The sequence below is a fragment of the Paenibacillus harenae genome (genome assembly GCF_030812415.1).
GTDB classification, from domain to species: domain Bacteria; phylum Bacillota; class Bacilli; order Paenibacillales; family Paenibacillaceae; genus Pristimantibacillus; species Pristimantibacillus harenae_A.
Map to the genome: position 1 here is coordinate 870,232 of NZ_JAUSST010000003.1, position 25,372 is coordinate 895,603.

26 protein-coding genes are annotated in these 25,372 nt (G+C 51.1%); 22 read left to right on the top strand and 4 right to left on the bottom strand.

The window, feature by feature from the left end; all coding sequences use genetic code 11:
- Window positions 1–194 precede the first annotated feature (194 nt).
- The 8 genes from J2T14_RS14050 to J2T14_RS14085 all read left to right on the top strand — a co-directional run bounded on the left by J2T14_RS14050 (window position 195) and on the right by J2T14_RS14085 (window position 8,476).
- Window positions 195–947, top strand: coding sequence for a Cof-type HAD-IIB family hydrolase (locus J2T14_RS14050; RefSeq protein WP_307206868.1), 753 nt, complete (start codon window positions 195–197; stop codon window positions 945–947).
- A 6-nt stretch (window positions 948–953) separates the two neighbouring features.
- Window positions 954–1,436, top strand: a complete 483-nt coding sequence (locus tag J2T14_RS14055) for a DUF456 domain-containing protein (protein ID WP_307471685.1) — start codon at window positions 954–956, stop codon at window positions 1,434–1,436.
- A gap of 160 nt (window positions 1,437–1,596) precedes the next feature.
- Window positions 1,597–3,222, top strand: coding sequence for a putative polysaccharide biosynthesis protein (locus J2T14_RS14060; RefSeq protein WP_307471687.1), 1,626 nt, complete (start codon window positions 1,597–1,599; stop codon window positions 3,220–3,222).
- A 608-nt stretch (window positions 3,223–3,830) separates the two neighbouring features.
- The gene (locus J2T14_RS14065) at window positions 3,831–5,429 is read left to right on the top strand and encodes a copper amine oxidase N-terminal domain-containing protein (RefSeq protein WP_307471689.1); all 1,599 of its coding nucleotides are present in this window, start codon (window positions 3,831–3,833) and stop codon (window positions 5,427–5,429) included.
- A gap of 58 nt (window positions 5,430–5,487) precedes the next feature.
- Window positions 5,488–5,835, top strand: coding sequence for a thioredoxin family protein (locus J2T14_RS14070; protein WP_307206875.1), 348 nt, complete (start codon window positions 5,488–5,490; stop codon window positions 5,833–5,835).
- Window positions 5,836–5,993: 158 nt separating this feature from the next.
- On the top strand, window positions 5,994–6,938 hold the full coding sequence (locus J2T14_RS14075; protein ID WP_307471690.1) for a COX15/CtaA family protein: 945 nt from the start codon (window positions 5,994–5,996) through the stop codon (window positions 6,936–6,938).
- Window positions 6,939–6,960: 22 nt separating this feature from the next.
- On the top strand, window positions 6,961–7,665 hold the full coding sequence (locus J2T14_RS14080) for a Cthe_2314 family HEPN domain-containing protein (protein ID WP_307471692.1): 705 nt from the start codon (window positions 6,961–6,963) through the stop codon (window positions 7,663–7,665).
- Window positions 7,666–7,699: 34 nt separating this feature from the next.
- Complete coding sequence (locus J2T14_RS14085; protein ID WP_307471970.1) at window positions 7,700–8,476, top strand: SDR family oxidoreductase; 777 nt, start codon at window positions 7,700–7,702, stop codon at window positions 8,474–8,476.
- Window positions 8,477–8,708: 232 nt separating this feature from the next.
- Here J2T14_RS14085 and J2T14_RS14090 read toward each other — a convergent pair whose 3' ends face one another.
- Entirely contained in the window at window positions 8,709–8,954 is a 246-nt protein-coding gene (locus tag J2T14_RS14090) for a NifU family protein (protein ID WP_168123009.1), read from the bottom strand.
- Between the two features lie 88 nt (window positions 8,955–9,042).
- On the opposite strand from J2T14_RS14090, the gene J2T14_RS14095 reads away from it, so the two are divergent.
- The gene (locus J2T14_RS14095) at window positions 9,043–9,315 is read left to right on the top strand and encodes a YuzB family protein (RefSeq protein ID WP_307471694.1); all 273 of its coding nucleotides are present in this window, start codon (window positions 9,043–9,045) and stop codon (window positions 9,313–9,315) included.
- Window positions 9,316–9,351: 36 nt separating this feature from the next.
- Here J2T14_RS14095 and J2T14_RS14100 read toward each other — a convergent pair whose 3' ends face one another.
- Together J2T14_RS14100 and mqnE are read right to left on the bottom strand one after the other, a co-directional pair.
- The gene (locus tag J2T14_RS14100) at window positions 9,352–10,422 is read right to left on the bottom strand and encodes an NAD(P)/FAD-dependent oxidoreductase (protein ID WP_307206885.1); all 1,071 of its coding nucleotides are present in this window, start codon (window positions 10,420–10,422) and stop codon (window positions 9,352–9,354) included.
- Between the two features lie 62 nt (window positions 10,423–10,484).
- Window positions 10,485–11,588: an aminofutalosine synthase MqnE gene (gene mqnE, locus J2T14_RS14105; protein ID WP_307206887.1), complete on the bottom strand. Its 1,104-nt coding sequence runs from the start codon at window positions 11,586–11,588 to the stop codon at window positions 10,485–10,487.
- Window positions 11,589–11,804: 216 nt separating this feature from the next.
- Between mqnE and erpA the strand changes: the two genes are divergently transcribed.
- The 13 genes from erpA to J2T14_RS14170 all read left to right on the top strand — a co-directional run bounded on the left by erpA (window position 11,805) and on the right by J2T14_RS14170 (window position 24,502).
- Window positions 11,805–12,167: an iron-sulfur cluster insertion protein ErpA gene (erpA, locus tag J2T14_RS14110; protein WP_307206889.1), complete on the top strand. Its 363-nt coding sequence runs from the start codon at window positions 11,805–11,807 to the stop codon at window positions 12,165–12,167.
- Window positions 12,168–12,291: 124 nt separating this feature from the next.
- Complete coding sequence (locus J2T14_RS14115; protein ID WP_307471695.1) at window positions 12,292–12,678, top strand: hypothetical protein; 387 nt, start codon at window positions 12,292–12,294, stop codon at window positions 12,676–12,678.
- A 169-nt stretch (window positions 12,679–12,847) separates the two neighbouring features.
- Window positions 12,848–13,102 (top strand): hypothetical protein, encoded by a 255-nt coding sequence (locus tag J2T14_RS14120; protein ID WP_307471697.1) that lies wholly within the window; start codon window positions 12,848–12,850, stop codon window positions 13,100–13,102.
- A gap of 66 nt (window positions 13,103–13,168) precedes the next feature.
- Entirely contained in the window at window positions 13,169–13,915 is a 747-nt protein-coding gene (locus J2T14_RS14125) for a response regulator transcription factor (protein ID WP_307471699.1), read from the top strand.
- Entirely contained in the window at window positions 13,912–14,997 is a 1,086-nt protein-coding gene (locus J2T14_RS14130) for a sensor histidine kinase (protein ID WP_307471701.1), read from the top strand. Before J2T14_RS14125 ends, J2T14_RS14130 begins: the two co-directional genes overlap by 4 nt.
- Before the next feature lie 141 nt (window positions 14,998–15,138).
- Window positions 15,139–15,915 (top strand): ABC transporter ATP-binding protein, encoded by a 777-nt coding sequence (locus J2T14_RS14135; RefSeq protein WP_307206899.1) that lies wholly within the window; start codon window positions 15,139–15,141, stop codon window positions 15,913–15,915.
- A complete protein-coding gene (locus tag J2T14_RS14140) occupies window positions 15,890–17,839 on the top strand; it encodes an ABC transporter permease (RefSeq protein WP_307471703.1) in 1,950 nt (649 codons plus the stop codon). Before J2T14_RS14135 ends, J2T14_RS14140 begins: the two co-directional genes overlap by 26 nt.
- Before the next feature lie 126 nt (window positions 17,840–17,965).
- Window positions 17,966–19,405, top strand: coding sequence for a spore germination protein (locus J2T14_RS14145; RefSeq protein WP_307206902.1), 1,440 nt, complete (start codon window positions 17,966–17,968; stop codon window positions 19,403–19,405).
- Between the two features lie 14 nt (window positions 19,406–19,419).
- On the top strand, window positions 19,420–20,496 hold the full coding sequence (locus J2T14_RS14150) for a GerAB/ArcD/ProY family transporter (RefSeq protein WP_307471705.1): 1,077 nt from the start codon (window positions 19,420–19,422) through the stop codon (window positions 20,494–20,496).
- Window positions 20,493–21,623 (top strand): Ger(x)C family spore germination protein, encoded by a 1,131-nt coding sequence (locus J2T14_RS14155; protein ID WP_307471706.1) that lies wholly within the window; start codon window positions 20,493–20,495, stop codon window positions 21,621–21,623. Before J2T14_RS14150 ends, J2T14_RS14155 begins: the two co-directional genes overlap by 4 nt.
- A gap of 169 nt (window positions 21,624–21,792) precedes the next feature.
- Window positions 21,793–22,641, top strand: a complete 849-nt coding sequence (locus tag J2T14_RS14160; protein ID WP_307471708.1) for an SDR family oxidoreductase — start codon at window positions 21,793–21,795, stop codon at window positions 22,639–22,641.
- Between the two features lie 16 nt (window positions 22,642–22,657).
- The gene (locus J2T14_RS14165) at window positions 22,658–23,776 is read left to right on the top strand and encodes a hypothetical protein (RefSeq protein ID WP_307471710.1); all 1,119 of its coding nucleotides are present in this window, start codon (window positions 22,658–22,660) and stop codon (window positions 23,774–23,776) included.
- Between the two features lie 390 nt (window positions 23,777–24,166).
- A complete protein-coding gene (locus tag J2T14_RS14170; RefSeq protein WP_307471712.1) occupies window positions 24,167–24,502 on the top strand; it encodes a hypothetical protein in 336 nt (111 codons plus the stop codon).
- Here J2T14_RS14170 and J2T14_RS14175 read toward each other — a convergent pair.
- A complete protein-coding gene (locus tag J2T14_RS14175; protein WP_307471714.1) occupies window positions 24,447–25,259 on the bottom strand; it encodes an MBL fold metallo-hydrolase in 813 nt (270 codons plus the stop codon). The genes J2T14_RS14170 and J2T14_RS14175 overlap by 56 nt on opposite strands.
- Window positions 25,260–25,372 lie beyond the last annotated feature (113 nt).

The following is a 25,372-nucleotide window of genomic DNA, read 5'->3' on the forward strand; positions in this document are numbered from 1 at the left end:
GAGGAGCTTGCGGAGGGCTGCGATAGCGGCTTAAAGCAAGCTTCTTCTTTTTGAACGCCTCGAGGAGTTGATGGTGCTCGATAATACTTTCGTTTGGATTATGCTGCAAATGTGCTAAAATAACGGAGTCAACTAAAGATCAAAATTTTAGATGCGAGCCGTTTACGCTTGGCTGCCGGGAGGACTTACATAAGATGTCGAAGTACAAATTGGTTGCATTGGATATGGACGGAACGCTGCTGAACGAACAAAGCGAGATTAGCGCGGAGAATGCCGAATGGATACGGAAGGCGCTTGATGCCGGCGTTATTGTCAGCTTCTCGACCGGAAGAGGCTTCCAAAGCGCATTGCCTTTTGCAGAACAGCTGGGGCTGGATACCCCAATGATTACGGTAAACGGAAGCGAGATTTGGCATAAGCCGCATGTGCTGTATAAGCGGACGCATCTGAGTTCCGTGTACGTGAAGCGCATGCACGAGCTTGCTCTTAAGCACGGTGAGCCGTGGTTCTGGGCTTACACGACGGATACGGTGTACAATAAGGAAAAGTGGATCGATCCGGCTGCCGGCTACGATTCCTATCATTGGCTCAAATTCGGTTATTACACGGAGGATGATGTAGCTAGAAATGAAATTTTGGCAGAGGTTCAAAGCTGGGGAGCGCTTGAGATTACGAACTCCTCGCCGTGGAATCTGGAGATGAATCCGCAAGGCGTCTCCAAGGCGAGCGCGCTTCGCGACTTATGCGAACTGCTGGATATCGATATGTCTTCGGTTGTCGCGGTCGGTGACAGTCTAAACGATATCGCGGCTATCCGCGAGGCGGGATTAGGCGTAGCCATGGGCAATGCCCAGCAAGCGGTCAAGGACGCGGCCAACGCCGTTACGCTTACCAACGACGAACATGGTGTCGCAGAGGTTATTAAACGTTATGTTTTGAAAGGATGATCAGCTATGGAAATATTAGGTTGGATTCTTGTCGTAGCGCTGTTTATTGTGGGGATGGCAGGAGCGATATATCCAATCTTGCCGGGCGTGCTCGCTATTTACGCCGCATTTTTTGTGTATGGGTTCTTTTTCTCGTTCGGCGACTTTGACGTCTTCTTCTGGATCATTCAAACGATCATATTGGTGGTTCTGTTCATAGCCGATTATGCAGTCAGCGCCTGGGGCGTCAAGCGATTCGGCGGCAATCGGGCATCCGTCGTCGGAAGCACGATCGGCCTTATTTTTGGTCCATTCATCATTCCGGCTTTCGGTCTTATTATCGGACCGTTCGCAGGAGCCGTTATTGGCGAGCTGATCGTGGGCACAGAGTACAAGAAAGCGCTCAAGGCAGGCTGGGGCGCCGTTGTCGGCTTATTCACAAGCGTAGTCGTAAAAGTTATTCTTCAAGCCGTTATGATCATCCTGTTCGTATTGTGGCTTATATTCTAATTTTAAAAATAATGCAGATTCATGGGGCGCTTAATAAAGGCTCTATCGTGTAAGACATAAGCAAAATGCGTGATAGGCGCTCACTCCTTAGTGATGACCGTAATCACGCATCGCAATAGGAGTGAAAGACATAGCCTCTCAATTATTGAAGAAAGACTCGTTGATTAAGGGTACGCTCATACTGGCGGCCGCAGCGTTGACAGCCCGGTTTCTCGGGCTCTTTCAACGTGTGCCGCTCGATTATATGCTGGATAAGGACGGGCAGTTGGCGTTTGCCGTTGCCAATCAAGTGTATTTGCTGCTGCTTGTTGTCGCCACGGGCGGCATTCCAAGCGCAATAAGCAAGATGGTCTCGCAGCGCTATGCGCTGGGCAGACCGGAGGAAGCAAGGCGTATTTACAAGGCGGCGCTTCTATTCGGCGCCGTTGCGGGCGTGCTTCTGACGACGGCCATGTTCATTCTGGCGCCGGTCTATACCGACATCGTTAAGAAGCCGATTGCGGAATTGGCGGTAAGAGCCATTGCGCCGGCGTTGCTGCTGTTCCCGATTATCGCGATGATGCGCGGTTACTTCCAAGGCAGACAGTTCATGGCTGCCGGCGGCGTTTCGCAGATCATTGAACAAATATTGCGCGTGATCGGCGGTATCGGACTCGCGCTTATCGTGCTGGCTTGGGGCTGGGGCGACGCTTGGGGCGCGGCAGCCGCGACGTTCGGCAGCGTATTCGGCAGTATCGGCGCGTTCGCGGTCATGGTGTGGTACGGACGGAAGCTAAGACGCCAAGACTTGGCCGAGCAGGCGAAGAAGGGGAGCAGCTATCTTCGTTCGCGGAGCGGAAGCGGCTCGGCATTGCCTTTCCGCTCGATCTATAAGGAAATATTCAGCATGTCCCTACCGGCGGTCGTAACGGCGATGACGGTACAGTTTCTATACACGTTCGACTCTACGCTGTTCATCCGGCTGACCGAACGGTTCTATGATCTAGAGACGGCAACGCATGTATTCGCCGACTATACGATAAAGGCCATGTCGCTTGCCGGCATCCCGCCAATATTAGCGATTGCGCTTGGAGCATCGATTATTCCGGTCATATCATCGGCCTTCTCGGTCGGGAATATGAACGAGGTACAGCGCCAATCATCGCTTGTGATGCGGATTGTCTGCTTTACGGGCGTCCCGATTGCACTGCTCCTTACGGTTGCTGCCTATTCGGTGACCGGATTCCTGTTCAGCAGTCCTAGCGGCAGCGGCACGGTCGCATTGCTAACGTTGGGAACGATCTTTCAAATTACGATGATGACGACGAACTCGATTTTGTACGGGCTTGGCAAGCCGAAGAAGCCGATGTATCACACCTTCTTCGGCTTAGCGCTCAAAGTGGTGTTCAGCATTGCGCTTGCTCCGTTCCTTGGCGTGTACGGGCTTATTATCGCTTCCTCGATTTGCTTCATCGTTATTACGATGTTGAACGTTGCTTCCATTTGGCGAATCGTGAAGCTTAGCGTGCTCGGACGGCGCTGGGGTACCTACATGATCGCGGTTGCAGTCTCTGCGCTTGCTGGCTGGGGTGCAGAGAATGGCATCCTCGCTTGGACGGAAGGATGGCCGGACAAGCTGTCCTATTTGGTAGCAGGCATCGTTACGGCCGCTGTCGTCGGCGCTCTGTATCTCGCGCTGCTCGCGGCGCTTCGCGTCATTACGCCGGAGGATGTCCGTTCCTTCCCGGGACCGCTGCGCAAGCTGCTCACGAAGGTGCTGAAGCCTTTTTACCGCAAGGCGTTATAGGAGAAACACAATAATGCAACTCCCATGGTCGCTATGACCATGGGGGTTGTTGTATGAACTCATAATATGATTAAATCAAATAGAGGGGGCTGTCCCAAAAGCCAATGGCTTAGGGACGGCCCCTTTGTGCGTACACAGCTAACCTCTGACTGCTATGTTGACTTTTGCAGAAACTTTGGGCGGAATTAATGGCGGTGGGGAGCTATGTTGGATTCTCGCAGTAACTTTGAGCGGAGCGGTTGACGGCATTTTGGGTACAAAACCGAGGTCTATGTTGCGAATATCCAATATAGCTCTCGATATGGAGCGAAGAGCGAAACAGCCTAAAGTTGCTGCATTGATCCAGTATAACTTCGATCAATCCACGCCATGAACGAACCTTCGCCCAACACTTTTTGAGACAGCCTCCTAGAAATTTGATAGGGATATATATTAGCCCATCTTAAGAGAACGGGGTATAAGTATAATTTGGAATTTGGATTAAGTACAGCATCTTTGATGGAGAAACTTAAGGTAGACTAGTCGCGCTTCCATACATTTACACGCAATGGATGCTCTAGTATAATGATAACAGTTTAATAGACGAGTGTTGAAGGGGAGAATGGACATTGATTAAGAGATTAGGAAAACCAAGCAAGCTGATGCTCCTAATGCTTGCGCTTGTACTTGTATTCGTAGCGGGCTGTCAAGCGATTGGAGGCGTCGATCTGAATGCCGTATTGAAAAACTCGCTTAAAGTGACTTCGAGCGAAAGCAAGCAGACGGTGGCGTTTAAGCTGGAACTTGATGAAGCAGCATTCGATGATCTAACGGATGAAGAGATTGCCATTTATAAGTTATTATCTAACATAGAGCTGCAATTGAATGATGTGAAGATGGAAGATAGCTCTAATGCATCGTTTAACGGCAAGCTCGTGCTTGGCGGAGCGGCCTCCATCGGCTTCTCGATGAAGATGAACGAAAAACAAGCAATTGTAGAGATCGAAGGCGCAAAGCAGCCGTTCGCGTTCGATATGACAGGAACGGTACTCACTGAGTTGGCAGGCATTAGCCCGGCGGCCGGTACTCCTGCTGCAAACGACGAGTCGTTGACGGCGCTTGGCCACGCGCTCATCGATACGATTGGCGGTTACGCAATCGATAATCTTCCTAACCCGGAGAAGATCGAAGTGAAACCGACGACGGAGACGATTAACGGCGAATCGACTGCTCTTATGCAAGTGCACACCGAGATGGACGGCAAGGCGATATGGGCATGGGTGAAAAAATATGTAGATGCGCTCGTTGCCGATAAGGCAGGCCTGGAAAAAATGATCAAAGGTGTTGTAGAAGTGCTCTCGAGCGATCCTGACGTATGGGAAACGCTTGGCACCGTCAATCCGTTCGAGGAGAGCGGAGAGCTTGATGCGCCAACGCCAGACGAGCTTATCCAGCAAGGTATCGATGAAGCCGTTGCGATGCTGGAGGAATTGCAGGCAGAGCTGAAAGCGATGGAAACGGAGGATCCGGAATCAATCGACATGCTGCTCGGCGATAACTTGACCGTGACGGCGGATGTTTACGTGGACACGAAGCTCGATATTCGCAAGCAAGCTTTCGAGCTTTCCTATACGCTGCCGACTGAAGAAGAGGAGGAGCTGGCTCTTTTCCCGATTAAGGGCTTTACGGTGACCTCTACAAGCGAATTATGGAATGTCAATGAAGCGGTAAAAGCAGATGAAGTTACCGTGCCGGAAACGGCTGTCGAGCTCGAGCAGCTGCTGGAACTGAATAGCTATCGGTTCATGAAGATGTTCAAGGACGATTCGGCGGTATATGATATATTGAAAAATAAATTGCATTTGAACCAACAATCCGTCAGCTTCTATACGGACAGCTATTACAATCCTCCGATCGTGGTTCAAGGAGGAATAACGCTTGTCCCGCTTCGATCTACGGCGGACGCGTTTAGCGGTGTGATTACGTACGATCCGAAGTCGAAGGGCATTCAATTGTTCGACGAGCCGACAGGCACTACGATTGAACTGAAGATCGGAAGCGACAAGGTGCTCGTTAACGGCGTTAGCGCAACTTGGTCATTCCCGGTGACAAGCGTGGGCGGTACAGCCTACGTGCCGGCTCGCAGCCTAAGCAATACGCTGAAAGCGAAGCTGGCGTGGTCGGATTTGTTCGATGAGAAAATATTGACGATCGAGCGTGAAGTATAACCTTCAGGTCTGGAACAGATGTTAAGATTACGAAAGCGCAGGAAGCAGAGGTGGAAATATGGAGAAATTAACGACCGAAGAAGCCTTTCGCTCCGCAGTAGCAAGCGAAGGCCTTACGATTGCCGTATTCAAGACGACCTGGTGCGGGGATTGTCATTTTATTAATCCTTTCATGCCCGATGTGGAGAAGAAGTACGAGGGCCAAGTGAAGTTCATTGAGCTGGATCGCGACGATCTGCCGGATTTGTGCTCAGAGCTTAACATTCTGGGCATTCCGAGCTTCATTGCTTTTCGCCAAAGTCAAGAGCTTGTACGGTTCGTAAGCAAGCTGCGCAAGACGCGCGAGGAGATCGAGGAGTTCGTCGATCGAGCGATCGCGGTTAGCGCCGCGATGGAAAGCAAATAATAGAAGGTCCGCGTTAAGGGAGCTGTTGTCCCGCGACGCGGACTTTCCTTTTTTTAATAAACGTTCATACGTAAGTGTCACATTTTCAACATGGCTTTTGACAATTGTTATCGATATAATTGAAAGGTGATTAATTCCTGAAAAAAGGTGATTTTATTATGGTAACCGGCCGTTTTCGCACGTTAGCTATCGCTACGTGCATCGGAATGCTTCTTGTACTGCTCGCCGGCGCGCTCGTCACGAATACGGATTCAGGCCGCGGCTGCGGCGATGACTGGCCGTTATGCAATGGCAAATTCGTACCTTCTTACACGCTGGAATCATTGATCGAATATTCGCATCGACTTGTTACAGGCTTCGAGGGCATTTTGGTATTGGCGACCTACATGGCGACGCTGCGGATGCATCGCAGGGACAAGCAAAGTCAAGATTTCAAAGAACCGTTGTTTTACGCCGGAGGCGCGCTTCTCTTCACGATCGTGCAAGCGTTGATGGGCGCTGCGGCCGTGAAGTGGCCGCAGTCGCCCCCGGTCATGGCAATTCACTTCGGCATCTCGCTCATCGCGTTCGCCGCTACATTGCTGCTCGTCGTATGGACGTATCGCGTGAAGAGGGGACAGACGGCTGTTGTTAAAGTGCCGGCCGTCATATTCCCCGTAGCGCTTGCTACAGCGGTTTACTGCTATGTTGTCGTCTATCTGGGGGCTTTTATTCGCCATACGGAAGCTGCGGGAGGCTGCTTAGGTTGGCCGTTATGCAACGGCGAGCTCGTTCCGGAGATCGAGGGGGCTACCGGCGCCGTATTCATTCACCGGGCTGCAGCTCTCGTGCTCGGTTTAGCGATTGCCGGCTTGTATATGTTTATCCGCAAAGTCAGCAATCCGGAAGCTGGTCTTACGAAAGCAGCTGGTTGGTCGCTGACTCTCGTCATCACGCAAATATTCAGCGGAGCGCTGCTTACGGCTACGGTGAGCAACGAAGACTGGTTTATTTTCACAAGCTTATTGCATAACTTGATTATTACCGGATTGTTCGGCTTGCTGCTCGATCTCGTCATTCGATCATGGCGATTAAAGGATGATCGTTCAAGTAAGTCATTCTAATGCTAATAGGAGGCTTGGACATATGCTCCGTTTTCTGTTTGATGAGCCGTCAAGGGAAGCGACGGGCTGCCTTGCCGAGACGCTCCGGCTAATGGAGGAATTCGGCACGCTTGTGTCGAAACAGATTGCAGCAGGCCAAGATCCCGATCATAAGCTGCGTAAATACGAGATATGGACGCTTGGGCTTCGTTCCGCACTGGACGAGCTGGAGCAGAGCCACTATGCGGCGGGCAAATACAAGGAGCTTATTCGTGCCGTATCCGTTCACCAGATGACGCCGCAGGAGCGGATGAACTATTCAAGGTATGTCTACTATGACAAAAACGGGTTTATCCGCGTGTTCTCCTTGCTGGATAAGCTGGGCACGCTGCTGAACGATCTGCTCGATATGCGCACGGAGAAGGTGAAGGCGCATTTTTCCTATTTCACGGTGCTCCGCAATATGCGCGAGCGCAAAGCGCATCCTGAGCTGACTTGGAAGCTTAATGACGTGAAGGAGAAATATAAGGAAGCGACGAATCGGCTGCGCAAGCGAAGAAATACGGAAATACACTATATGAACTCGGAAATGCACGACGATCTGATCCAGAGCCACCGGATGTACGGAGAGGAAGCGAAGCTGGAGAACCTCGAACAGCAGGCGGCCGACTTGTCCGATGGCGTCATGCTGGCGATGGAGTCGATGCGTCTGTCGTTCCAATACGGCTGTAAGCTAATGAGAAAATAAGCAAGCATAAGCGGGAGAGGGGATACTCGTGGAGCTGAAGGGCAGAACGGCATTAGTGACGGGCAGCGCGAAAGGGCTTGGCAAAAGAACGGCGATCCAGCTTGCCGAGCAGGGCTGCAACGTCGTGCTAAATTATTATGAGAGCGAGCTTGAGGCGGAGCAGGTTAGGCGGCAAATCGAGCAGCTAGGCGTAAAGGCGATAACGGTTCAAGCCGATATATCATCGGCCGAGGGCGCCGAGAAGCTGGCAAGCGAGGCCGAACGATGGGCCGGTGGTGTTGACATCCTAGTCAATAACGCCGGTCCGTTCGTGCGTGAGAGGCGCTTGTTCAGCGAGTATGACGATGCGACGATTATAAGGCTTCTGCATGGCAACCTGCTCGGCGTTATGCTGCTGGATCATCGTCTGCTGCCAGGCATGCGCAGCCGCAGATGGGGGCGGATCATACACTTCGGCTACGGCCATGCAGGGGAAGCGAGAGCGTGGCCTCATCGGGCGGTATACGCAGCAGCCAAGACGGGGCTCGTTTCGTTCACCAAATCGCTTGCCGTCGAGGAAGCGCCGTTCGGCATTACGGTGAACTTAATCGGTCCCGGCGACATTCGCGGCGCGAACAAGGAACGGACGATCGAGGAGGCCGAACACGAATACGACTCGGAATCGCCGATGGGCAGGCCCGGCACAGGTGAAGATGTCGCGCGCGTCGTATTATTCTTATGCGAGCCGAAGTCGAACTTCCTGACCGGCAATGTCATTGACGTGACGGGCGGCTTCGATCCGATCCGCGCCAACATCAAGGGGATGTTCTAAGCCGGATCGGCTTAGAACATCGGAGAACCGAATAACTGGATTAAGTCCTTCTATTTACGCGACGAAACGCCATTTGCAAAGAATAACTGGAAAAACTCCTGTTATTGCTAAGAAACAATAGGGAGCTCGCGAAAAAAAGAGTCTTACTCCCAAGCGCCGAGCGTACACTCGGCCTTGCTTGGGGTAAGACTCTTCGTCATTCTAGGGCGTTATCGTATGATTCAAGTACGGCTTAGAATACTTGAACGACCTCAACGACACCTTCGACTTCTTCAAGCAGTGCGCGTTCGATACCCGCCTTAAGCGTGATCGTGGAGCTCGGGCAGCTACCGCATGCTCCCATAAGGCGAAGCTTGACGATACCATCTTCGACATCGACCAATTCTACGTCGCCGCCGTCCCGTTGCAAAAACGGACGAAGCTTATCTAATACGTCGAGAACTTCATCATACATGGTTTCTTGTACTTGTTCACTCATTGCAATCATCTCCTTTCTCCCCTATTATAGTACAAAGCGCTTCAATTGAAAATGGATAGCAACTTAGTAAAGTAAGGTGATCATAATAATGTTCAAACCAATGATTGAATTTTGCGCCAGCAACATGCACCATGGAACAGATCGTATTATGGCAAAATTTCAGGAAGACGATGCATACGAGGTCATCGAGTACGGCTGCCTAGGCAATTGCGGCGAATGCTACATGAACCCGTTCGCCCTTGTTGACGGCACAATCGTGTCCGCCGAAACGGCAGACGAGCTCTATGACAATATTTTGAAGTCGCTTAAGCAGCAGCAAGCCGATCGGGATGCGCTCGACAAGCTGCTGGAAGACCTGTAAGCGGGCACTAAGGCCTAGCTCCCCCTTGGTTATAACTTAACCAAGATGACGCTTCGAACGCCAGAGCACGCCGCTCTTGACGAGACGCGGCACGCGGCCCAAGATCGCCGTACCGCCCATGACGCCGAAGCCGCTCTTTTTGCCGAGCGAGCCAAGCACGCCTTTCAGCTTGATCTTGCCGAGATGCGGCAGCGACTTGTCATGCCAGATCGCTTGAATCACTTCGGCGATTTGCTTGCCTTGCGCGCCGGCAGCTTGGCCGCTAGGCGAGAACGGCAGCGATGCGCAGTCGCCGACGACGAATACGTTTTTGTAATCCGGAAGCTGATGGTGCTCGTTAATGATAAGCCGCCCTGTTTTGTCCTTAGGAAGGTTCATCCGCTGCACGAGAGGCACGGGCTGAATGCCTGCCGTCCAGACCGTAACATCGGTATGAATCTGGCTCGATGTATTGGAATCATACAACGCCCCGGCCTCCAGCCTCGCGATCGCGATATTTCCTCTCATCTCCACCTGATGCTCCGTGAACCACTCGGCTACGAACGATTGCAGCTTGCCAGGGAATGCGGAGAGAACACTCGGACCGCGGTCCAAGATGCGGATATTGAGATCCGGACGGCTCTCGCGAAGCTCTGCCGCAACTTCTACGCCGCTAAGTCCTCCGCCGACAATGGTCACTTGGCCATAAGGTTTAACGTCATTCAGCAGTGCATATGTTTTTCTGGCTGCCGAGAACGTCTGAATGCTCGTTGAGTACAGCTCCGCGCCTTCGATGCCATGATATTTATCCGTACAGCCAAGGCCGATGACGAGCCATTCGTAAGCGATTGGATCTTGTCCTTCCATGTAGACAAGCCGCCCCTCCATATCGACGTCCGTTACTTCCCCGTACGCGTAAGAGATGCGCGGATCTACCGGGAACTTGACCCGAAGCTCCAGATCGGACACCGTTCCCGCCGCGAGGGCATAATATTCGGTTTTGAGTCCTTGGAACGGCATGCGGTCAACCAGAACGATCGATACGTCATGCGGTACTTGTTTCTCCAATAATTCATTCGCGATGGCGAGTCCGCCATAGCCTCCACCCAAAATAACTATTTTTCTCATATGATTCCATCTCCACAATTCTAGATGATGATTCTATAGTATGCCCTCGTAAGGCTGTTTCCTTACTCGTACACTTTGATTTCGTTATAGAACGTGTCCCGCTCGACAGGTATCCGGCCCGCACCCTTGATGAGCCAGATCAGATCCTCGCGCGTAATGCCTTCTGGCGTGAGCGCGCCTGCCGCATGGCTGATCTTCTCCTTCACGATCGTGCCGTGGGCATCGGAGGCGCCCATCGTCAGCGCAACTTGCGTAAGCTGCACGCCGATATTGATGAAGTACGCCTTGATGTGCTGAATATTGTCCAACATGAGCCGGCTGATCGCGATCGTCTTCAAATCCTCGAAAGCCGAATTGCGGCGGCGTATGCCGGCACGCGGATTAATCGGCTGCATGGACAGCGGAATAAACACAAGAAAGCCGTTCGTTTCATCCTGAAGCTCGCGTACGTGCATCATATGGCGAATTCTTTCTTCCTTCGTTTCGATCGAGCCGTACAGCATCGTCGTATGCGTGCGCAATCCAAGCTGGTGAGCTGTCCGGTGCACGTCCAGGTATTGGGACACATCGGCTTTGTCTACCCGCATTTTTTTGCGGTATTGATCGGACAGGATCTCGGCGCCGCCGCCCGTAAGCGATTCAAGCCCTACCTTCATCAGCTCCTGCAGTACTTCCTTGTATGAAAGGCCGCTAATACGGGAGAAGAAATCGATCTCCGCAGCCGTATAAGCTTTGAGCGTTACTTCCGGAAAACGCTGCTTCAGCGCAGCAAGCGAGTCCACGTAATACTGGAAGGGCACATGCGGGTTATGTCCTCCGACAATATGGAACTCGCGGACGCCCGGGTGGAAGTGCTGTTCCACGTATTCGATCATTTGCTGACCGGATAGCGTATAGGCTCCTTCTTGTCCTTCGTCCTTACGAAAATTGCAAAAGGCGCAATGGGCTTCGCAGACGTTCGTGAAGTACAAGCTCATGTTTTCGATAAAATACACTTTTTTGCCGTTTTTACGCATAGCGACTTCGTTCGCCAATTGGCCGATGGTAAGCAAATCATCCGATTGATATAAGAAAACGCCATCCTCCAGCGAAAGCCTTTGACCATGACGCACTTTTTCGATGATACTTTGCATTTGCGTATTTTCTGACGGGATTACGATGTTCATTGCATAGCCTCCCTCTCTTAAGGTGGTTTGTGAAAAAAGGTACATAACTTTCCGGTGAAGAAGCTGTAACTATTATAAACCTCATGCGTAGTGCGGGCAATCCCAAAATGATGTTAGTTGTGCGGATAGCTCTTGAGCAAGCTAGCGTTTAGGAGTATACTATGGATAAGTAAGTGGAATACCATGCAAGCAGAGACCTAAATGGAGGGATGTAACATGATCACGATCAGTGACACGGCATCTGACAAAATAAAAGAAATGCTCGAAGAGGAAGGAACGCCGGATATGTTCCTTCGAATCGGCGTCAAAGAAGGCGGCTGCAGCGGTTTCTCGTACGGCATGGGCTTCGATGACGAGCAGCATGAAGGCGACAACGCGCTTGAGCTTAAAGGACTCAAAGTCGTTGTCGACGGCGACAGCATCAAATATTTGAACGGACTCGTTATCGACTTCAAGGAATCCGCAATGGGCGGAGGCTTTACGATCGAGAATCCGAACGCAAGCGCGACTTGCGGTTGCGGCAGCTCGTTCCGGACGGCAGCCGATGCAGGCAAGCCAGCCGCGGCCGGAGAATGTTAATAGCCGCTCTGTAATCATCTTCCGGGGCTGTGTATCGTTACCGATGCACGCCCCGGAGGATTTTTGTTTTGGTTGGACAAGTTAAGCCAAAGCCGATACTTAGACATCTTGGGGGATACCGCTAATGAAATTCATTAAGGATTACGGGCAATTTATCGAAGTAGGCTGTACATCATGCGGTAAGAAGCATACGATTCAGAGAAGCCATTACACATCGGTACCGGAAGGATACAAATTCCAATCCCAAATTACTTGCTCATGCGGGCTTACGGCCATAGCTGCCAGCCGGGACAAAAGCAAGTGGAGCTTCGACCCCGAATATACGATGAAGAGAGTCGGGAGCCGGTCGACGTCGGTTAAGATGCTCCTCGTCATTGGAGCGATTATTGCCATGTTCGTCAGCGAGACGGTATACATCTTCGAGACCGATAGAGCCGCCCATAGCGGTACAGCACAGCAGCAATCCGATGAAGAAACGTCAAACGCGGAAGCGCTTGTTTATGCCCTATAGAATTTTCGCAAGATAGACTCGTCATCCTTTCAGAAGCCTTGCAGTCTGCGCGTTCATGTGCGGGAGCGGAGGGCTTTTTTTTGTTGGCTGCCTTCACTTGGCACTTGAAGGCATAGTTCGAAGCATTGTGGACAATCTAACGATATTCCAATAGATGGATGCTGAGACAATGCGTGCGGCAGAAGTCGTTAGAAAAGGAGGAGTCCGGGTGCTGTTGTTCGTATGTATTGCCGTCGTAGTCCTGCTGCTGTTCGAAGCGCCGAGACTGTGTCTAAGAAAGAAGAAGAAGGCGGTTGTCGTATTCGTGCTCGTGCTGTCGCTCGTGACGGTGCTGGCTTATAATTTCGAATACCGTTTGCCGTTTCCTGCGCCGGTCAAAGGGATAGAGGCGGTGTTCAAGCCGCAGACAAGCTGGATGGAATAATTTGCTTGGCCTTAACGATCCTGCTATCGTTAGAGTGATAGTTTTTTAAGATGCAGGAGGATATGCATGTACCGAATATTCATCGTTGAGGACGATGTGAAAATAGCCTCGATATTGAAAAATAATATGGAGAAATACGGCTTCGAGGCCGCAAGCGCGATGCAATTCCGCGAGCTTCTGCCGGAGCTTGCGGCATTCGATCCGCATCTTGTGCTGCTTGACGTTAACTTGCCATACTTTGACGGCTTCTACTGGTGTCGCCAGATACGGGCCAGATCGAGCATGCCGATCGTATTCATCTCCGCTCGCGCGGGCGAGATGGATCAGGTGATGGCAATCGAGAACGGCGGGGACGATTACATAACGAAGCCGATTCATCTGGATTTGTTGATGGCGAAAGTAAGGGGCGTGCTTCGGCGCGCTTACGGTGAATATGCAGCGGCGGGTATGGGCGGCGCTTCGGCTGCAGCTTCCGCGGCGGCTGCCTTGGGGGAGCTGGAGGTACGGGGCTTGCGTCTGCATCTAAGCAGGAACGAGCTGGAATGGGGCGGGAAGCGGGTGGAGCTGACCAAGAACGAGCAGCTGCTTGCCGAGTGTTTAATGAAGCAATCCGGTCATGTCGCTTCCCGGGAGCAGCTGCTGGAGGCGCTATGGGACGATGTGCAGTTCGTCGACGATAATACGCTCACGGTCAACGTCACCAGGCTGCGCAAGAAGCTGGAAGAACTGGCGCTTCCGAAAGCAATCGAAACGATTCGCGGCCTAGGCTATAAGCTCGTATTGCCGGAAGAAGCAGAGGGAGCAACGTCATGAAAGGATTGACGCTTGCCGTTTTCTTGCGGGATCGGCTCTTATATATCGTCGTATGCATGCTCATTATATTTTTATCCGTGCTTATGCTGCTGCTGGAGCGGGAGCGTTATCCGAAGCTGATTGAACTCAACACCGTTTTCTATTTTATCGTGTTGGCCTTATTTTTCGTTGCTCTATGGCTTGTACTCGATTATTTGCGTTTGCGTCCTTATTACAAGCAATTATTGATCGCGATTGAACGTTCGGATGGTCTATTCACCTCGGCTATCTTGCATGAGGCCGTTACGAGAGAGCAGAAACTTGCCGCAAGGCTGCTGGAGGAGCAGCACCGTGCCTACTTGGACGAGCTTGGCAAATACCGCCGTCAGCAAGAGCTTCACAATCATTTTGCGCTGCAATGGGTGCATCATATGAAGACGCCCGTATCGGTCATTGATCTGTTGTCGCAGGAAGCGCTGCGGCAGACTGCGCATACGGAGGAGGAGCAGCGTCATTTCGCCGCAAGCGTGCAAGAGGAAGCCGAGCGGATTACGAACGGGCTGGAGATGATGCTCTATTCGGCGCGTATCGATAAATTCGAATTCGATCTTCGAATCGAGCGAACGGCTCTGCATGAGCTTGCGCGCGGAGTGCTCAATGCGCATAAGCGGTTATGCATTCGCCATTCGATCTTCCCGCGGCTGGAAGGCGAAGCTTGGGTGGAGACGGATCCCAAGTGGATGACTTTCGTTCTGAATCAGTTTGTAAGCAATGCGATTAAGTACAGCAAAAACAAGCCAGGTTCAAAATCGCTGCTGCTGCGGATCTTGCCTCAGGCAAACAACGGAACGCTGCTATCCGTTCAAGACGAAGGGATAGGCATCCCTTCGCATGACATTCCGCGCATCTACGATCCTTTCTTCACAGGGGAGAACGGTAGAACGACCGGCGAATCGACGGGGATGGGCTTGTATTTGACGAAGCAAGTATGCGGACGCTTAGGACATGCGCTGTCGGTATTATCCGAGGCGGGGAAGGGGACGACATTCACGGTCAGCTTCTCGCCGCAAGGCATACATAGGCTAGCCCAGAAGCATGAGTAACGAGATGTAGACGCCGCCAAACCTGACATTTTTGTAAGGTATGCAAGGTCGGATTGAAAGGTAAATCGATGGGTCAGCGTTCTCCCGGCAGCTATACTTGTTGTATGCAAATGAAAATAATCGTTCTGGGAGGAACATGGCATGAGCGTACTAAAGGCACAAGGGCTTGGCAAAATATACAGCAGCAAAGGAAACGTGGCATACAAAGCGCTGGAGGATATCGAGCTGCAGGTCGAAGCGGGAGAATTCGTAGGCGTCATGGGCCCTTCGGGCAGCGGCAAGACGACGCTGCTGAACTTGCTCGCTACGATCGACCGCCCGACCTCCGGGCAGATCGAGATCAACGGCGTTAATCCGAGCAAGCTTATCGAGAAGAAGCTGGCGCTGTTCCGCCGCCGCGAGCTTGGCTTCGTCTTTCAAGACTTCAATCTGCTCGATACATTGTCTATCAAGGAAAACATCATATTGCCGCTCGTTCTTGAGGGGATGGCCCCGAGAATCATCGAGCAGAAGCTTGCTCCGATCGCGGAATTTCTACAGATCGCACCGATATTGGAGAAGCGGACCTACGAGGTTTCCGGCGGGCAGAAGCAGCGTGCCGCCATTGCGCGCGCTATCATTCATCAGCCGTCGCTTGTGCTTGCCGATGAATTGACGGGAAACCTCGACTCCAAGGCGGCGAAGGATGTCATGGACGCGCTGAAGGATATGAACGAGCGCTATAAAGCTACGATTCTAATGGTGACGCATGATCCGTTCTCGGCAAGCTACTGCCAGCGCATCGTATTCATCAAGGACGGCAAGTTCTTCTCCGAGATTAGAAGGGGAGCGAATCGCCAAGCGTTCTTCCAACAAATATTAGAAGCGCTCAGCGTGCTGGGAGGTAACTTCGATGACGTTCCGTTCGCTCGCGCTTAGCAATATTAGAGGCAATTGGCGATCCTACAGCGCGTTTTTCCTTAGCAGCGTATTTTCCGTTCTGATCTTCTACATCTATGCAGCTTTTCTTGCGCATCCGGATGTCGTTAACGGAAATATCATGGCGGCAACGAAAGTACGCAGAGGGATGGTATTCTGCGAATACTTGATCGTCATCTTCTCATTCCTGTTCGTACTCTATTCCAACTCCGCGTTCCTGAAGACGAGAAAGCAGGAGTTCGGCTTATTCTCCTTATTCGGCATGACGAAGGCTCAGCTTAGACGGCTTGTCATCTACGAAAATACAGCAATTGCGGTGCTCGCGATTGCCGTGGGCATCGGACTCGGGATGTTGTTCAGCAAGCTGTTCTTCATGGCGCTTGGCGTCCTTCTCGATATGGACGAAACCATCCCGTTCGCCGTACCGCTCAAGGCCGTCTGGTTGACTGGAGGCGGATTCTTCCTTCTATTCATGGTCATCTCCCTATGGACGGCGCTTCGAATCGGACGTAATGAGATTATCGATTTGCTTAATGCAGCGCGTAAGCCGAAGGGACAGCTAGTGTATTCCATATGGCTCGTCGCGCTTGCAATCGTATGTCTAGCTACGTCTTATGGTGTCGCGCTTTCGATGACTCCGGAGAACTCCGAGGGACTGACGAGTCCGCTTATCGTCCTTGTTACGGTCGTCATCGGCACGTATTTTCTGTTCACGCAGCTTAGCGTCCTGTTTCTTCGTTTCATTCAGAAGCGTCGCGGCGTCTATTACAAGCGAACGAATATGATCGTATATTCGCAGCTAGGCTATAAAATAAAGGATAACGCCCGCATCTTGTTTACGGTATCGCTGTTAAGCGCGGTTATTATGACGGCGCTGGGCGCTGTCTATATTTTGCAAATCGGTTCGACGGAAGAAATGGTGAAGCGTTCGCCGTATTCGATCGTGTATATCGAAGAAGGCTTGAATAGTCATAAAGTCATCGATCCGAAACAGATGGAGAGGATCATCCAGGAAGACGGCTTCAAGGTGACGCGCGAAGCGAAGTTCACTGGCGTGAAGCTGAGCGACCCCGTCATCAAGTCGGGCGAGGTCGAACGGAGCTACGATTGGAGCAGCGCCCTAATTATGAGCCTGGGCGATTACAATAAGCTGGCTTCAAGCTTAGGGGAGCCCATACAAACGTTGCAGGAGGGGACGGTGAAAGTGTCCGTTCCGATCTACGGCGATAACCCGTTCGGCAGCGGAACGGTGGAAGGAAAGCTGAACGGCGTTCATCGCAGCTTCGAAATGTCGGAAGCAATAAATGCCGCGGTGATTAATACGACCGATTTCAATTATGTCACATTGGTGATGGATGATCTGTCGTTCGCCCGGCTTCTGTCCGGCATACCGGAAGACAAGCTGCTTGTCGCTTATGCATTTGAACTAAGCAATTGGAAGAAAGCGGGCGAGACGGCCACGAAGCTGCAACAGCTTGTGCCGAAGGAGCTGCTTCCAGGGACCGACTTCAAACGTTCGATTCGTTATGCGAGTTCAGCGGAAGAGATATCGCTTACCGTATTCATCGGCATATTCATTGCGCTGCTCTTCTTTATCGCATCGGGCAGCATGATCTACTTCAAGCTGTTCACGGAATTGCAGGAGGATCAAGCCCAATTCAAATCGTTGTCGCGGATCGGGATGACAAGGGGGGAAATCCGCAAAATCGTAGTGACGCAGATCGGCATCGTTTTCTTCGTGCCATGCGTCGTCGGCATTGTCCATACGCTATTCGCGATGATGGCGCTGGACAACTTGATGGAATCGTCCAATTGGATCTATTCTTTCGTTGTTATCGGCATTTACATTGCGATGCAGAGTATTTATTTCCTCTTTGCTTGCGGCAGCTACATGAAGAGCATGCTGCGCGGAGCAACCGCTTAATATTCACAACCATAACCGTACGGGGCAGCTGGCATGCTCCGTGCGGTTATTTGCCTTGGTATAAATATCCTGCCGAAAGCTCAGATTAACGTATGAATCCGTTTTATAGGCGGGAGGCGACGACCTATGGCTTTATCCAAATCCGAGGACAACATGGACAATATGAAGCCTACTCTTCAGCACACATTGGAAGAGTTTAAGGATTGTGCGGACATCTTGCATCGTACATTGCCTGAAACGGGAATAGACATGGTTTTCTTCGAGCATTTGGTCGGGAGCGATCAATTCACGAGGGATGTTGCAATCCCCTTCATGGATGCCAACGGCGATGACGTCAAACGGCTGCTTAATCGTTCCCAGTATGAAGAAATGAATACAAACAAGCCGTTTATTAAGGCCATATTGGAAGGAGCGGTTGCCATCTTCCACAACGACCGCAGTTATGTGGTCTACGTATCGAAGCCTGAAGCACGCTCTATTCAGCAATCCGAGACAGAGGCAATCATTACCGGACCCCACGATTCCTTCAACGAGGTTGCGGAAATCAACATGTCCCTTATTAGGAGAAGGGTCAAAAGCTCGCATTTGAAATCAATCTTGCTTGAAGTCGGAGAAGTGACGAAAACGAGAGTATATGTACTCTATTTGGATGATTTGGCTAATATGGAGTATGTCAACGAGCTGCAATCCCGCATTGAGAAGATCGAAATCGATTCGGTATTGGACGGCAATATGCTTGTGCAATATATCGACGATTTTCCGAATTCGATATTCCCGCTAATTCCTACAACGGAGAGGGTCGATGCGGCCGTATCGAGACTTGTGGCCGGCCGGATCATCGTGGTGGTCGACGGAAGTCCTTCCGTTATTTCCGCGCCTGCATCTTTCTTCGAGTTTTTCTCATCGCCGGACGATTACTACCAGCGCTGGATGTTGGGAACAGCAACAAGGCTATTAAGATTCATAGCATTTATAATTACGGTCACCTTCACGGCGATGTATGTCTCCGTAACGACGTTTCATTACGAAATGATTCCTGAGGATTTGCTGCTAACACTGACGGAATCGCGATCCCGCGTACCTTTTCCGCCCATATACGAAGCGCTTCTTCTCGAAGCGACCATCGAGCTGCTAAGGGAAGCGGGAGCGAGACTCCCGACCAAGATCGGTCAGACGATCGGTATCGTCGGCGGTATCGTTATCGGCCAAGCGGCTGTTCAAGCGGGACTGACAAGCAACATCTTAATTATCGCGGTAGCTTCATCGGCGATTGCTTCCTTCGTTATACCGAGCTATGTGATGAGCGCATCCATTCGTCTCATTCGATTCGGTTTGATAATCCTAGCCAGTGTACTGGGAAATCTTGGGCTGATGATGGGCATAGTCATGGTCATTATCCATTTGGCAGGCTTAACGAGCTTGAAGGCTTCCTATCTAACGCCGATAGCACCCATGAACGTGAAGGATTGGCGGGACGTATTCATCCGTTCGCCCTTCGCATGGTTGAAGGAGCGGCCATCCATGTCAAAATCGCCGAATATGCGAAGAAATAAGATGAAGCAATAGGGGGAAAAAGGGAGTTGGCCAAGGAAAAGCTGTATCCTTTCCACGTGACGATACTTACCTATATGACGCAGACCGGAGTCGTCATGCTGAGCTTGCCCCGCATTCTTGCGGAAAATTTCGGGTACAACGGATGGATGGCATTAATCGGCCTCTCCGGCATTGCGGCGTTGAACATTTTCATTATTTCGCTCGTTTACCGCTTGGGTAAGGGAAAATCGATCTTTCAGATTATGGAGATGTCCTTGCCCAAGTTTGTTTTATATCCGCTGTATTCGTTTATCGCTTGCATATGGGCCGTTACGGGATGCATTGTCGCCAAAAACTACGTATCCATTTTCCAAATGATTTCGTTCAATACGACGCATGTCATGCTTTTGAAGATTATGGTTGATATTCTTGTTTATTTTCTCGTCATTAAAGGGATCTATAACATATCGAAGGCGCTTACGAGCTTTTACTGGGTGACATCTTGGATGTATTTGATTTTATTTTTTTATTTTAAAGATTTCGAATGGGCGCGAATGACTCCTTTCTTTTTTTCCGGAGAGACGCATTTCGTGGAAGGAAGTATGAGCGTGTTTACGTCCTTTATTGGATACGAGCTAAGTTTGCTATTGTTTCCGTACGTTGAAAAAGGCAAAAAATTTATGCGCGCGGTCCAAATCGGCAATTTGCTCACAACGTTAACGTATATAATTATTTGCTTCATCTGCTTCGGCTTTTACAGCTTCGAACAGTTGAAGTTGATGGTTTACCCGATGCTCGATCTATTGTCCTATATCAAGCTGCCGTTCATCGAGCGCATCGACAACCTGCTGTTCGCGTTCTTCTTGTTTACGACGGTCTCAACGATTGCGATGTATATATGGGCGTCTCAAGAAATAGTGAAACGGATGATTCCGAAAGCGAAAGTAAAGGTTATCGTAATTTTGATCATCATGGCGGTTTTTTTTATTGCATGGATACCGGACACGATACCAGAGATAGGAGAGTGGCTTCAATATTTGGGATACACCGATACGGTCATCGCCTTCGGTTTACCTCTCATGCTCATCGCCATCCTGCTAGTGAACAAGAGAGCAAGGCAATGATCCCCTTGCGCAAGAAGGCATTGCTGCTGCAGTTGTTTGCCGCACTCCTCGTTCTTTCAGGCTGCGGAGACGAAAAAATACTGGAGAGACTGGGGTTCATCCATACCGCGGGATACGAACTCGTACCGGCGGAGAACAGCGGTGAACCGGATAAGCTCAGAGTAACGATTGCCGTACCGAAAGCCGATCCGGAAGGAAAGATCAAAAGGGAAACAATGACGGCAGTCGTAGCTACGAGCAAGGAAGCGAGAATCGAATTATCGAGGCAAACCGAGCTTTCTTTAGTGAGCGGGCAGCTCCGCAGTACGCTGTTCGGCGCCGCTCTTGCCAGGAAGGGGATTGGCGAGCATATCGATACCTTCGTACGCGATCCTGCCATATCCCAGCGAGTGAAAATTACGGTTGTCAACGGAAACGTGCAGCATTTGCTTAATAAACGTTATGCGGAACATCCGAGGCCAGGGCAGTACATCGACCGAATGTTGGATAAGGAAGCGGAGGCAATGATGATTCCAAACGTCACGCTTTACGATTTTACACGGGATTATTATGACGATGGAATCGACGCCGTGGCACCGATTATAAGGGAAAAGGGAAAGGATATTACGATTGACGGCATTGCCTTGTTCCAGGGAGACCGGTATGTCGCCCGAATCGATCCTGACGATTCGCTTATATTCGCGATTTTGCGCCAAAACTTCAAGCGGGGGGAAATGAGCATCAATTTGAATTCATTGGGATATGGCAAGGAGAAGTTATTGTTCAGTTCTATGGTCAGCAGCCGGAAAATAAAGGTCAATCGTGGGGAAAACGGCGGGTTAAGCGTTCAAATCCGAATGCTTGTCAAGGGCTCTGTCCTGGAATATGTGGGCGATCTGAAGATCGGAGAAGAGGAAGACCGACATAAGCTGGAGAAGCGAATCGCCGAGTATTTAACGTCGAACGCGCAGAAGATGATTGACGCCATGCAGCGGCATAAGGCAGACAGCATAGGCATCGGGAAGCATGTCAGAAACAGCATGAGCTACACGGAATGGAAAAGCACGAATTGGGATGAACTATATCCGAACATAGAAGTCAGATGCAGTACGGAAGTCGTCATTAAAAATTTCGGGAAATTTATGTGAGCAAGAGTCGCGCCGGATGATTCGCATCGTAATAGCGAACGATCCGGCGCCTTTTCGTTTGGAAGCTGCGGAGCTCAGTGTTCCTGTCTTAGAGCATTTAGCGAATAGATGAGACAACGGTTGATCGATAATGGTAAGATTTAGGTAAAAGAGTAGGGAGGCATCTTGCATGGGCAATATGGACGGAAAAACGGTCATCGTAACCGGAGCGAATTCCGGTATGGGGCTCGCGACGACAATCCAGCTCGCGAAGCTGGGCGCTAAAGTGGTTATGGCTTGCCGCAGCGAGGAGCGGGGCAGGCAGGCGCTGGGGCAGGCAAGGGCCGCGAGCGGGAGAGCGGCAATTGAGCTGATGTTATGCGACCTCGGCAGCTTGGCAAGCATCCGCAGCTTCGCTGAAGCCTACAAGGAGCAATATGACCGATTGGATGTGCTTGTGAACAATGCAGGTGTCATATCGCTTACACGCGCGACGACGAAAGACGGCTTCGAGTCGATGATAGGCGTCAACCATTTGGGTCATTTTCTGCTTACCCATGAGCTGCTGGAAATGCTGAGGGCTGCGCCGCAAGGCCGAATCGTTAACGTATCTTCGGGTGCGCATAAGGCCGGCCATATTCACTTTAACGATCCCTTCTTAACGAAAGGCTACAATGTGGCTAAGGGGTACGCCCAGTCGAAGCTAGCCAATATTTTGTTCACGAAGGAGCTGGCGAAGCGGCTTGCCGGCACGAAGGTGACGGTCAACAGCGTGCATCCCGGGGCGGTCGGCACGAATATCGGCGTAGATCGAAATACGGGCTTCGGCAAGTCGGTGCTTCGTATGCTGAAACCGTTCTTCCGTTCGCCGCTTAAGGGAGCGGATACCGCGATATATTTGGCTTCATGCGAGGAAGGAGGAGCGTCGACGGGATTGTATTTCATCGATCGCAAGCCTGCACAAGTATCGAAGCGAGCCGCCGATTCGGAGCTTGCCTCGAAGTTCTGGACATGGAGCGAGCAGCAGGTAGGACTATAGCGAGGAGGTTATGCGAATGGACAAACAATCGGCCATCGCTCTGATTATGAAGGAGATCGGCCTGCTCACCGGAAAACACCGCAATCAGATTGAAAATATGCTGGAAATTCAGTTTGATTGGCAAGAAGAGCTTACGGAGGCGGGGCTGCTAGGTTGGGAGGAGTCCAAGCTTCAAACGTTGTACCAGGTGATGAAGGGCGTCCAGATGACCCGGGAGTATGTGCCTAATATTTCGCAATCGTATGCGAACGTAAATCATCTTCAACTGCCGTCCAAAGTACAATTCGGACGGATCCGCGAGAGCGACAAGCCGGTTCCCGCTTCACCTCCCAAGGAACATGACCAATATGGCAAATACGACGTGCCGCAGTCTGTAATCCGGCTTTATGAGCTCGAGCATGAGCTTGGAAGCGATATGGATTTCAAGCTAGGTCTGCTCATGCAGAAGCAGGACTTTCGCTACCATTGCACGCCGCCGGATTTTATCCCGTTTGCCAGTCCGGGGATGGACGGCATCCATTTCTGCTTCGTTACCGATTTCGGCACGGTTGACGATTTGGAGAACGCCTATATCGCCGCCGTCTCGCCTATGGATTTCGACAACGAGATATGGATCGTCGCTAGAAACATAATGGAGTTTCTCCGCATTGTAAGTACGGACCGCAGCGTGCTCTATAACAACTATGGATCGGGTGAAGCTTATTTGGCCGACGTTAAACGACGGGAGCGTAAGGAGCCGGATGACGCGCAGCGAAAGGCGGTCAGCCGCCTTAAGCAATTCTTCGGGATCGAGGCTATTGACGATCTAGCCTCGCATATCGACGAGGTGAAGGCGGAACGGGCTGCACGCGTGCGGCTGCATACGTTGGATTCGGTAGGCGTTATGGCGATGTCCGACTCGCCTAGAGAGGGTGAGCCGCGAATGGTTGCGGAAGCGCCGGAATGTCCGGAGCTGCCGGAACATGCTTTTGATGAAGCCGATGCGGAGACGAAGCTTGCCAGCATTCGCAATCTTCAATATAAGAAAATCATTCCCGAAGACCGTAAAATGTTATTGTTTTGCATGAGAACGCTCGCGAAGCTGGGCTTAAGCGACGAACGGAATCGATTGCGCAAGCTCGGCGTACAGGAATGACGAGGCATACCCGGATAAAGGGATAGAACGAGGACTTGGTCAGCGTGCGCACTCTTTTTGTAAGGCGCGTGATTCTCTTATAGGCGAGCTATATTGGAAATTGACACTAACTTTTGATGAAAAAAGAGCCGTTCCTTTTCTATATTGGATTTATGCATGAATTTTTACCCAATAGGCGTTGTACAGCTCATAGAAGCATAGAGTTGATGCGAAAATCCACATAGCCGCTTATAAGGCGGCGCGAAGTTTAAGATGGGGTCATCCCCGACGTCTAATGAGACGCAGGGGATGATCTCTTTGTTTGTAAAAAGACAGATTCGGCCATGCGAGAACAAAATAGGTGCATGAAGAGGATAAAATCAGTCATATACAATGAAGGGAAAGCTGTATATGATTAATCAATTGCTTTATTCCGATCTCGGATTAAAGCCCGGCAGCTTCGTTCCCCTTCACGATAGAAACGGCGAATATGAGCTGAACAGCTTGCCCGTGCTCGATTCCGATCATCTGTTCATCCATAATCATATAACGCTGCCGGAGGAAGAAGAGAAATTCCTGCATATGCAGAAGTCGATCGCCTGGAATGCCATTCAAGCGGTCCAAAAGAAGCAGGCGCGGCTCGTTCCGAATTGGATCGGAATGAGCTGGTCGCCTGCCGGAAGAGAACGGATTATGGACGTGATGCTGCATTTTCAAAATCACTCGCGTTTAGCGAACTTTGAATAATCGCTTCCGCTTCGCAGGCCAGCTGACGGATTCGTTCGTTGGCAAGTTCTGCGAAAATGCCGCCATGATAACAAATGACGGTCTCGATATCGAAGGGGATCAATGCCGCTATCGAAAGGCAGGCCTGCCGAAAGTCCGAGCAAAGATCCGGATCGGGAAGCTGAAGCTGCCCGTCGACGACTCTCAACGCGTCGGCTGCGATCAGCGTCTTACTTGGGCGATGATAGAGGCTGATATGGCCGGGCGTATGACCGTGCGTGCCGATTACGTCGATGCCGCCGCTGTAGGGAAGCAACGTTCCATATTCCAGCACGGAATCGACGGGAGCCGAAGGCGGATGCTCGAGCGTTCTCCGGAACGCGGCTCGCCACTCTGCCGGGACCTCCGGGGGAAGCGAGCCGACGGCGAGCTCGATCGCGGCATCGGTTATTTTAAGGAGGCGGCGTTCGCCTTGAATGTACGGTATTTCCAGGGCTGAGGCATAGATCTCGGGCTTGCGAGGCAATGCAGCCGTTATCGTAGGCAAGCCGCCGATGTGATCAAGATCCTGATGCGTCACGATAATGCGGTTCACCTTATCGAAGGGGATGCCGAAGCGTTCCAATTCAACCTTGAGCAAGGGGAGCTGCCCAGGGTAACCGGCATCGATCAATAGGACATTTTCTTCGTCCCAAAGGACAGTTGGATAGATCGTTTCCGTCTTACCCATCATTTCGGCCGAAATGGTTAGTAGTTGTATCCCGTTATTTTGTTGCATGCAAAAACCTCCCTAATCGGATGTTGAAGAGCATAGTGAAGTCTAATAACGAATGCAAACAACATCTTATCAGGAAGAATGAATTACGTAAAGAGGATAACTTATTATTATAC

What these genes read in the sequence shown, in the direction of transcription:
- J2T14_RS14050 (WP_307206868.1), top strand. Translation starts at nt 195, where the DNA reads ATGTCGAAGTACAAATTGGTTGCATTGGATATGGACGGAACGCTGCTG.
- J2T14_RS14070 (WP_307206875.1), top strand. Translation starts at nt 5,488, where the DNA reads ATGGAGAAATTAACGACCGAAGAAGCCTTTCGCTCCGCAGTAGCAAGC.
- J2T14_RS14090 (WP_168123009.1), bottom strand. Translation starts at nt 8,954, where the DNA reads ATGAGTGAACAAGTACAAGAAACCATGTATGATGAAGTTCTCGACGTA.
- J2T14_RS14135 (WP_307206899.1), top strand. Translation starts at nt 15,139, where the DNA reads ATGAGCGTACTAAAGGCACAAGGGCTTGGCAAAATATACAGCAGCAAA.
- J2T14_RS14115 (WP_307471695.1), top strand. Translation starts at nt 12,292, where the DNA reads ATGAAATTCATTAAGGATTACGGGCAATTTATCGAAGTAGGCTGTACA.
- erpA (WP_307206889.1), top strand. Translation starts at nt 11,805, where the DNA reads ATGATCACGATCAGTGACACGGCATCTGACAAAATAAAAGAAATGCTC.
- J2T14_RS14100 (WP_307206885.1), bottom strand. Translation starts at nt 10,422, where the DNA reads ATGAGAAAAATAGTTATTTTGGGTGGAGGCTATGGCGGACTCGCCATC.
- J2T14_RS14120 (WP_307471697.1), top strand. Translation starts at nt 12,848, where the DNA reads ATGCGTGCGGCAGAAGTCGTTAGAAAAGGAGGAGTCCGGGTGCTGTTG.
- J2T14_RS14140 (WP_307471703.1), top strand. Translation starts at nt 15,890, where the DNA reads ATGACGTTCCGTTCGCTCGCGCTTAGCAATATTAGAGGCAATTGGCGA.
- J2T14_RS14055 (WP_307471685.1), top strand. Translation starts at nt 954, where the DNA reads ATGGAAATATTAGGTTGGATTCTTGTCGTAGCGCTGTTTATTGTGGGG.
- J2T14_RS14080 (WP_307471692.1), top strand. Translation starts at nt 6,961, where the DNA reads ATGCTCCGTTTTCTGTTTGATGAGCCGTCAAGGGAAGCGACGGGCTGC.
- J2T14_RS14155 (WP_307471706.1), top strand. Translation starts at nt 20,493, where the DNA reads ATGATCCCCTTGCGCAAGAAGGCATTGCTGCTGCAGTTGTTTGCCGCA.
- J2T14_RS14125 (WP_307471699.1), top strand. Translation starts at nt 13,169, where the DNA reads ATGTACCGAATATTCATCGTTGAGGACGATGTGAAAATAGCCTCGATA.
- J2T14_RS14075 (WP_307471690.1), top strand. Translation starts at nt 5,994, where the DNA reads ATGGTAACCGGCCGTTTTCGCACGTTAGCTATCGCTACGTGCATCGGA.
- mqnE (WP_307206887.1), bottom strand. Translation starts at nt 11,588, where the DNA reads ATGAACATCGTAATCCCGTCAGAAAATACGCAAATGCAAAGTATCATC.
- J2T14_RS14175 (WP_307471714.1), bottom strand. Translation starts at nt 25,259, where the DNA reads ATGCAACAAAATAACGGGATACAACTACTAACCATTTCGGCCGAAATG.
- J2T14_RS14145 (WP_307206902.1), top strand. Translation starts at nt 17,966, where the DNA reads ATGGCTTTATCCAAATCCGAGGACAACATGGACAATATGAAGCCTACT.
- J2T14_RS14095 (WP_307471694.1), top strand. Translation starts at nt 9,043, where the DNA reads ATGTTCAAACCAATGATTGAATTTTGCGCCAGCAACATGCACCATGGA.
- J2T14_RS14130 (WP_307471701.1), top strand. Translation starts at nt 13,912, where the DNA reads ATGAAAGGATTGACGCTTGCCGTTTTCTTGCGGGATCGGCTCTTATAT.
- J2T14_RS14165 (WP_307471710.1), top strand. Translation starts at nt 22,658, where the DNA reads ATGGACAAACAATCGGCCATCGCTCTGATTATGAAGGAGATCGGCCTG.
- J2T14_RS14170 (WP_307471712.1), top strand. Translation starts at nt 24,167, where the DNA reads ATGATTAATCAATTGCTTTATTCCGATCTCGGATTAAAGCCCGGCAGC.
- J2T14_RS14160 (WP_307471708.1), top strand. Translation starts at nt 21,793, where the DNA reads ATGGGCAATATGGACGGAAAAACGGTCATCGTAACCGGAGCGAATTCC.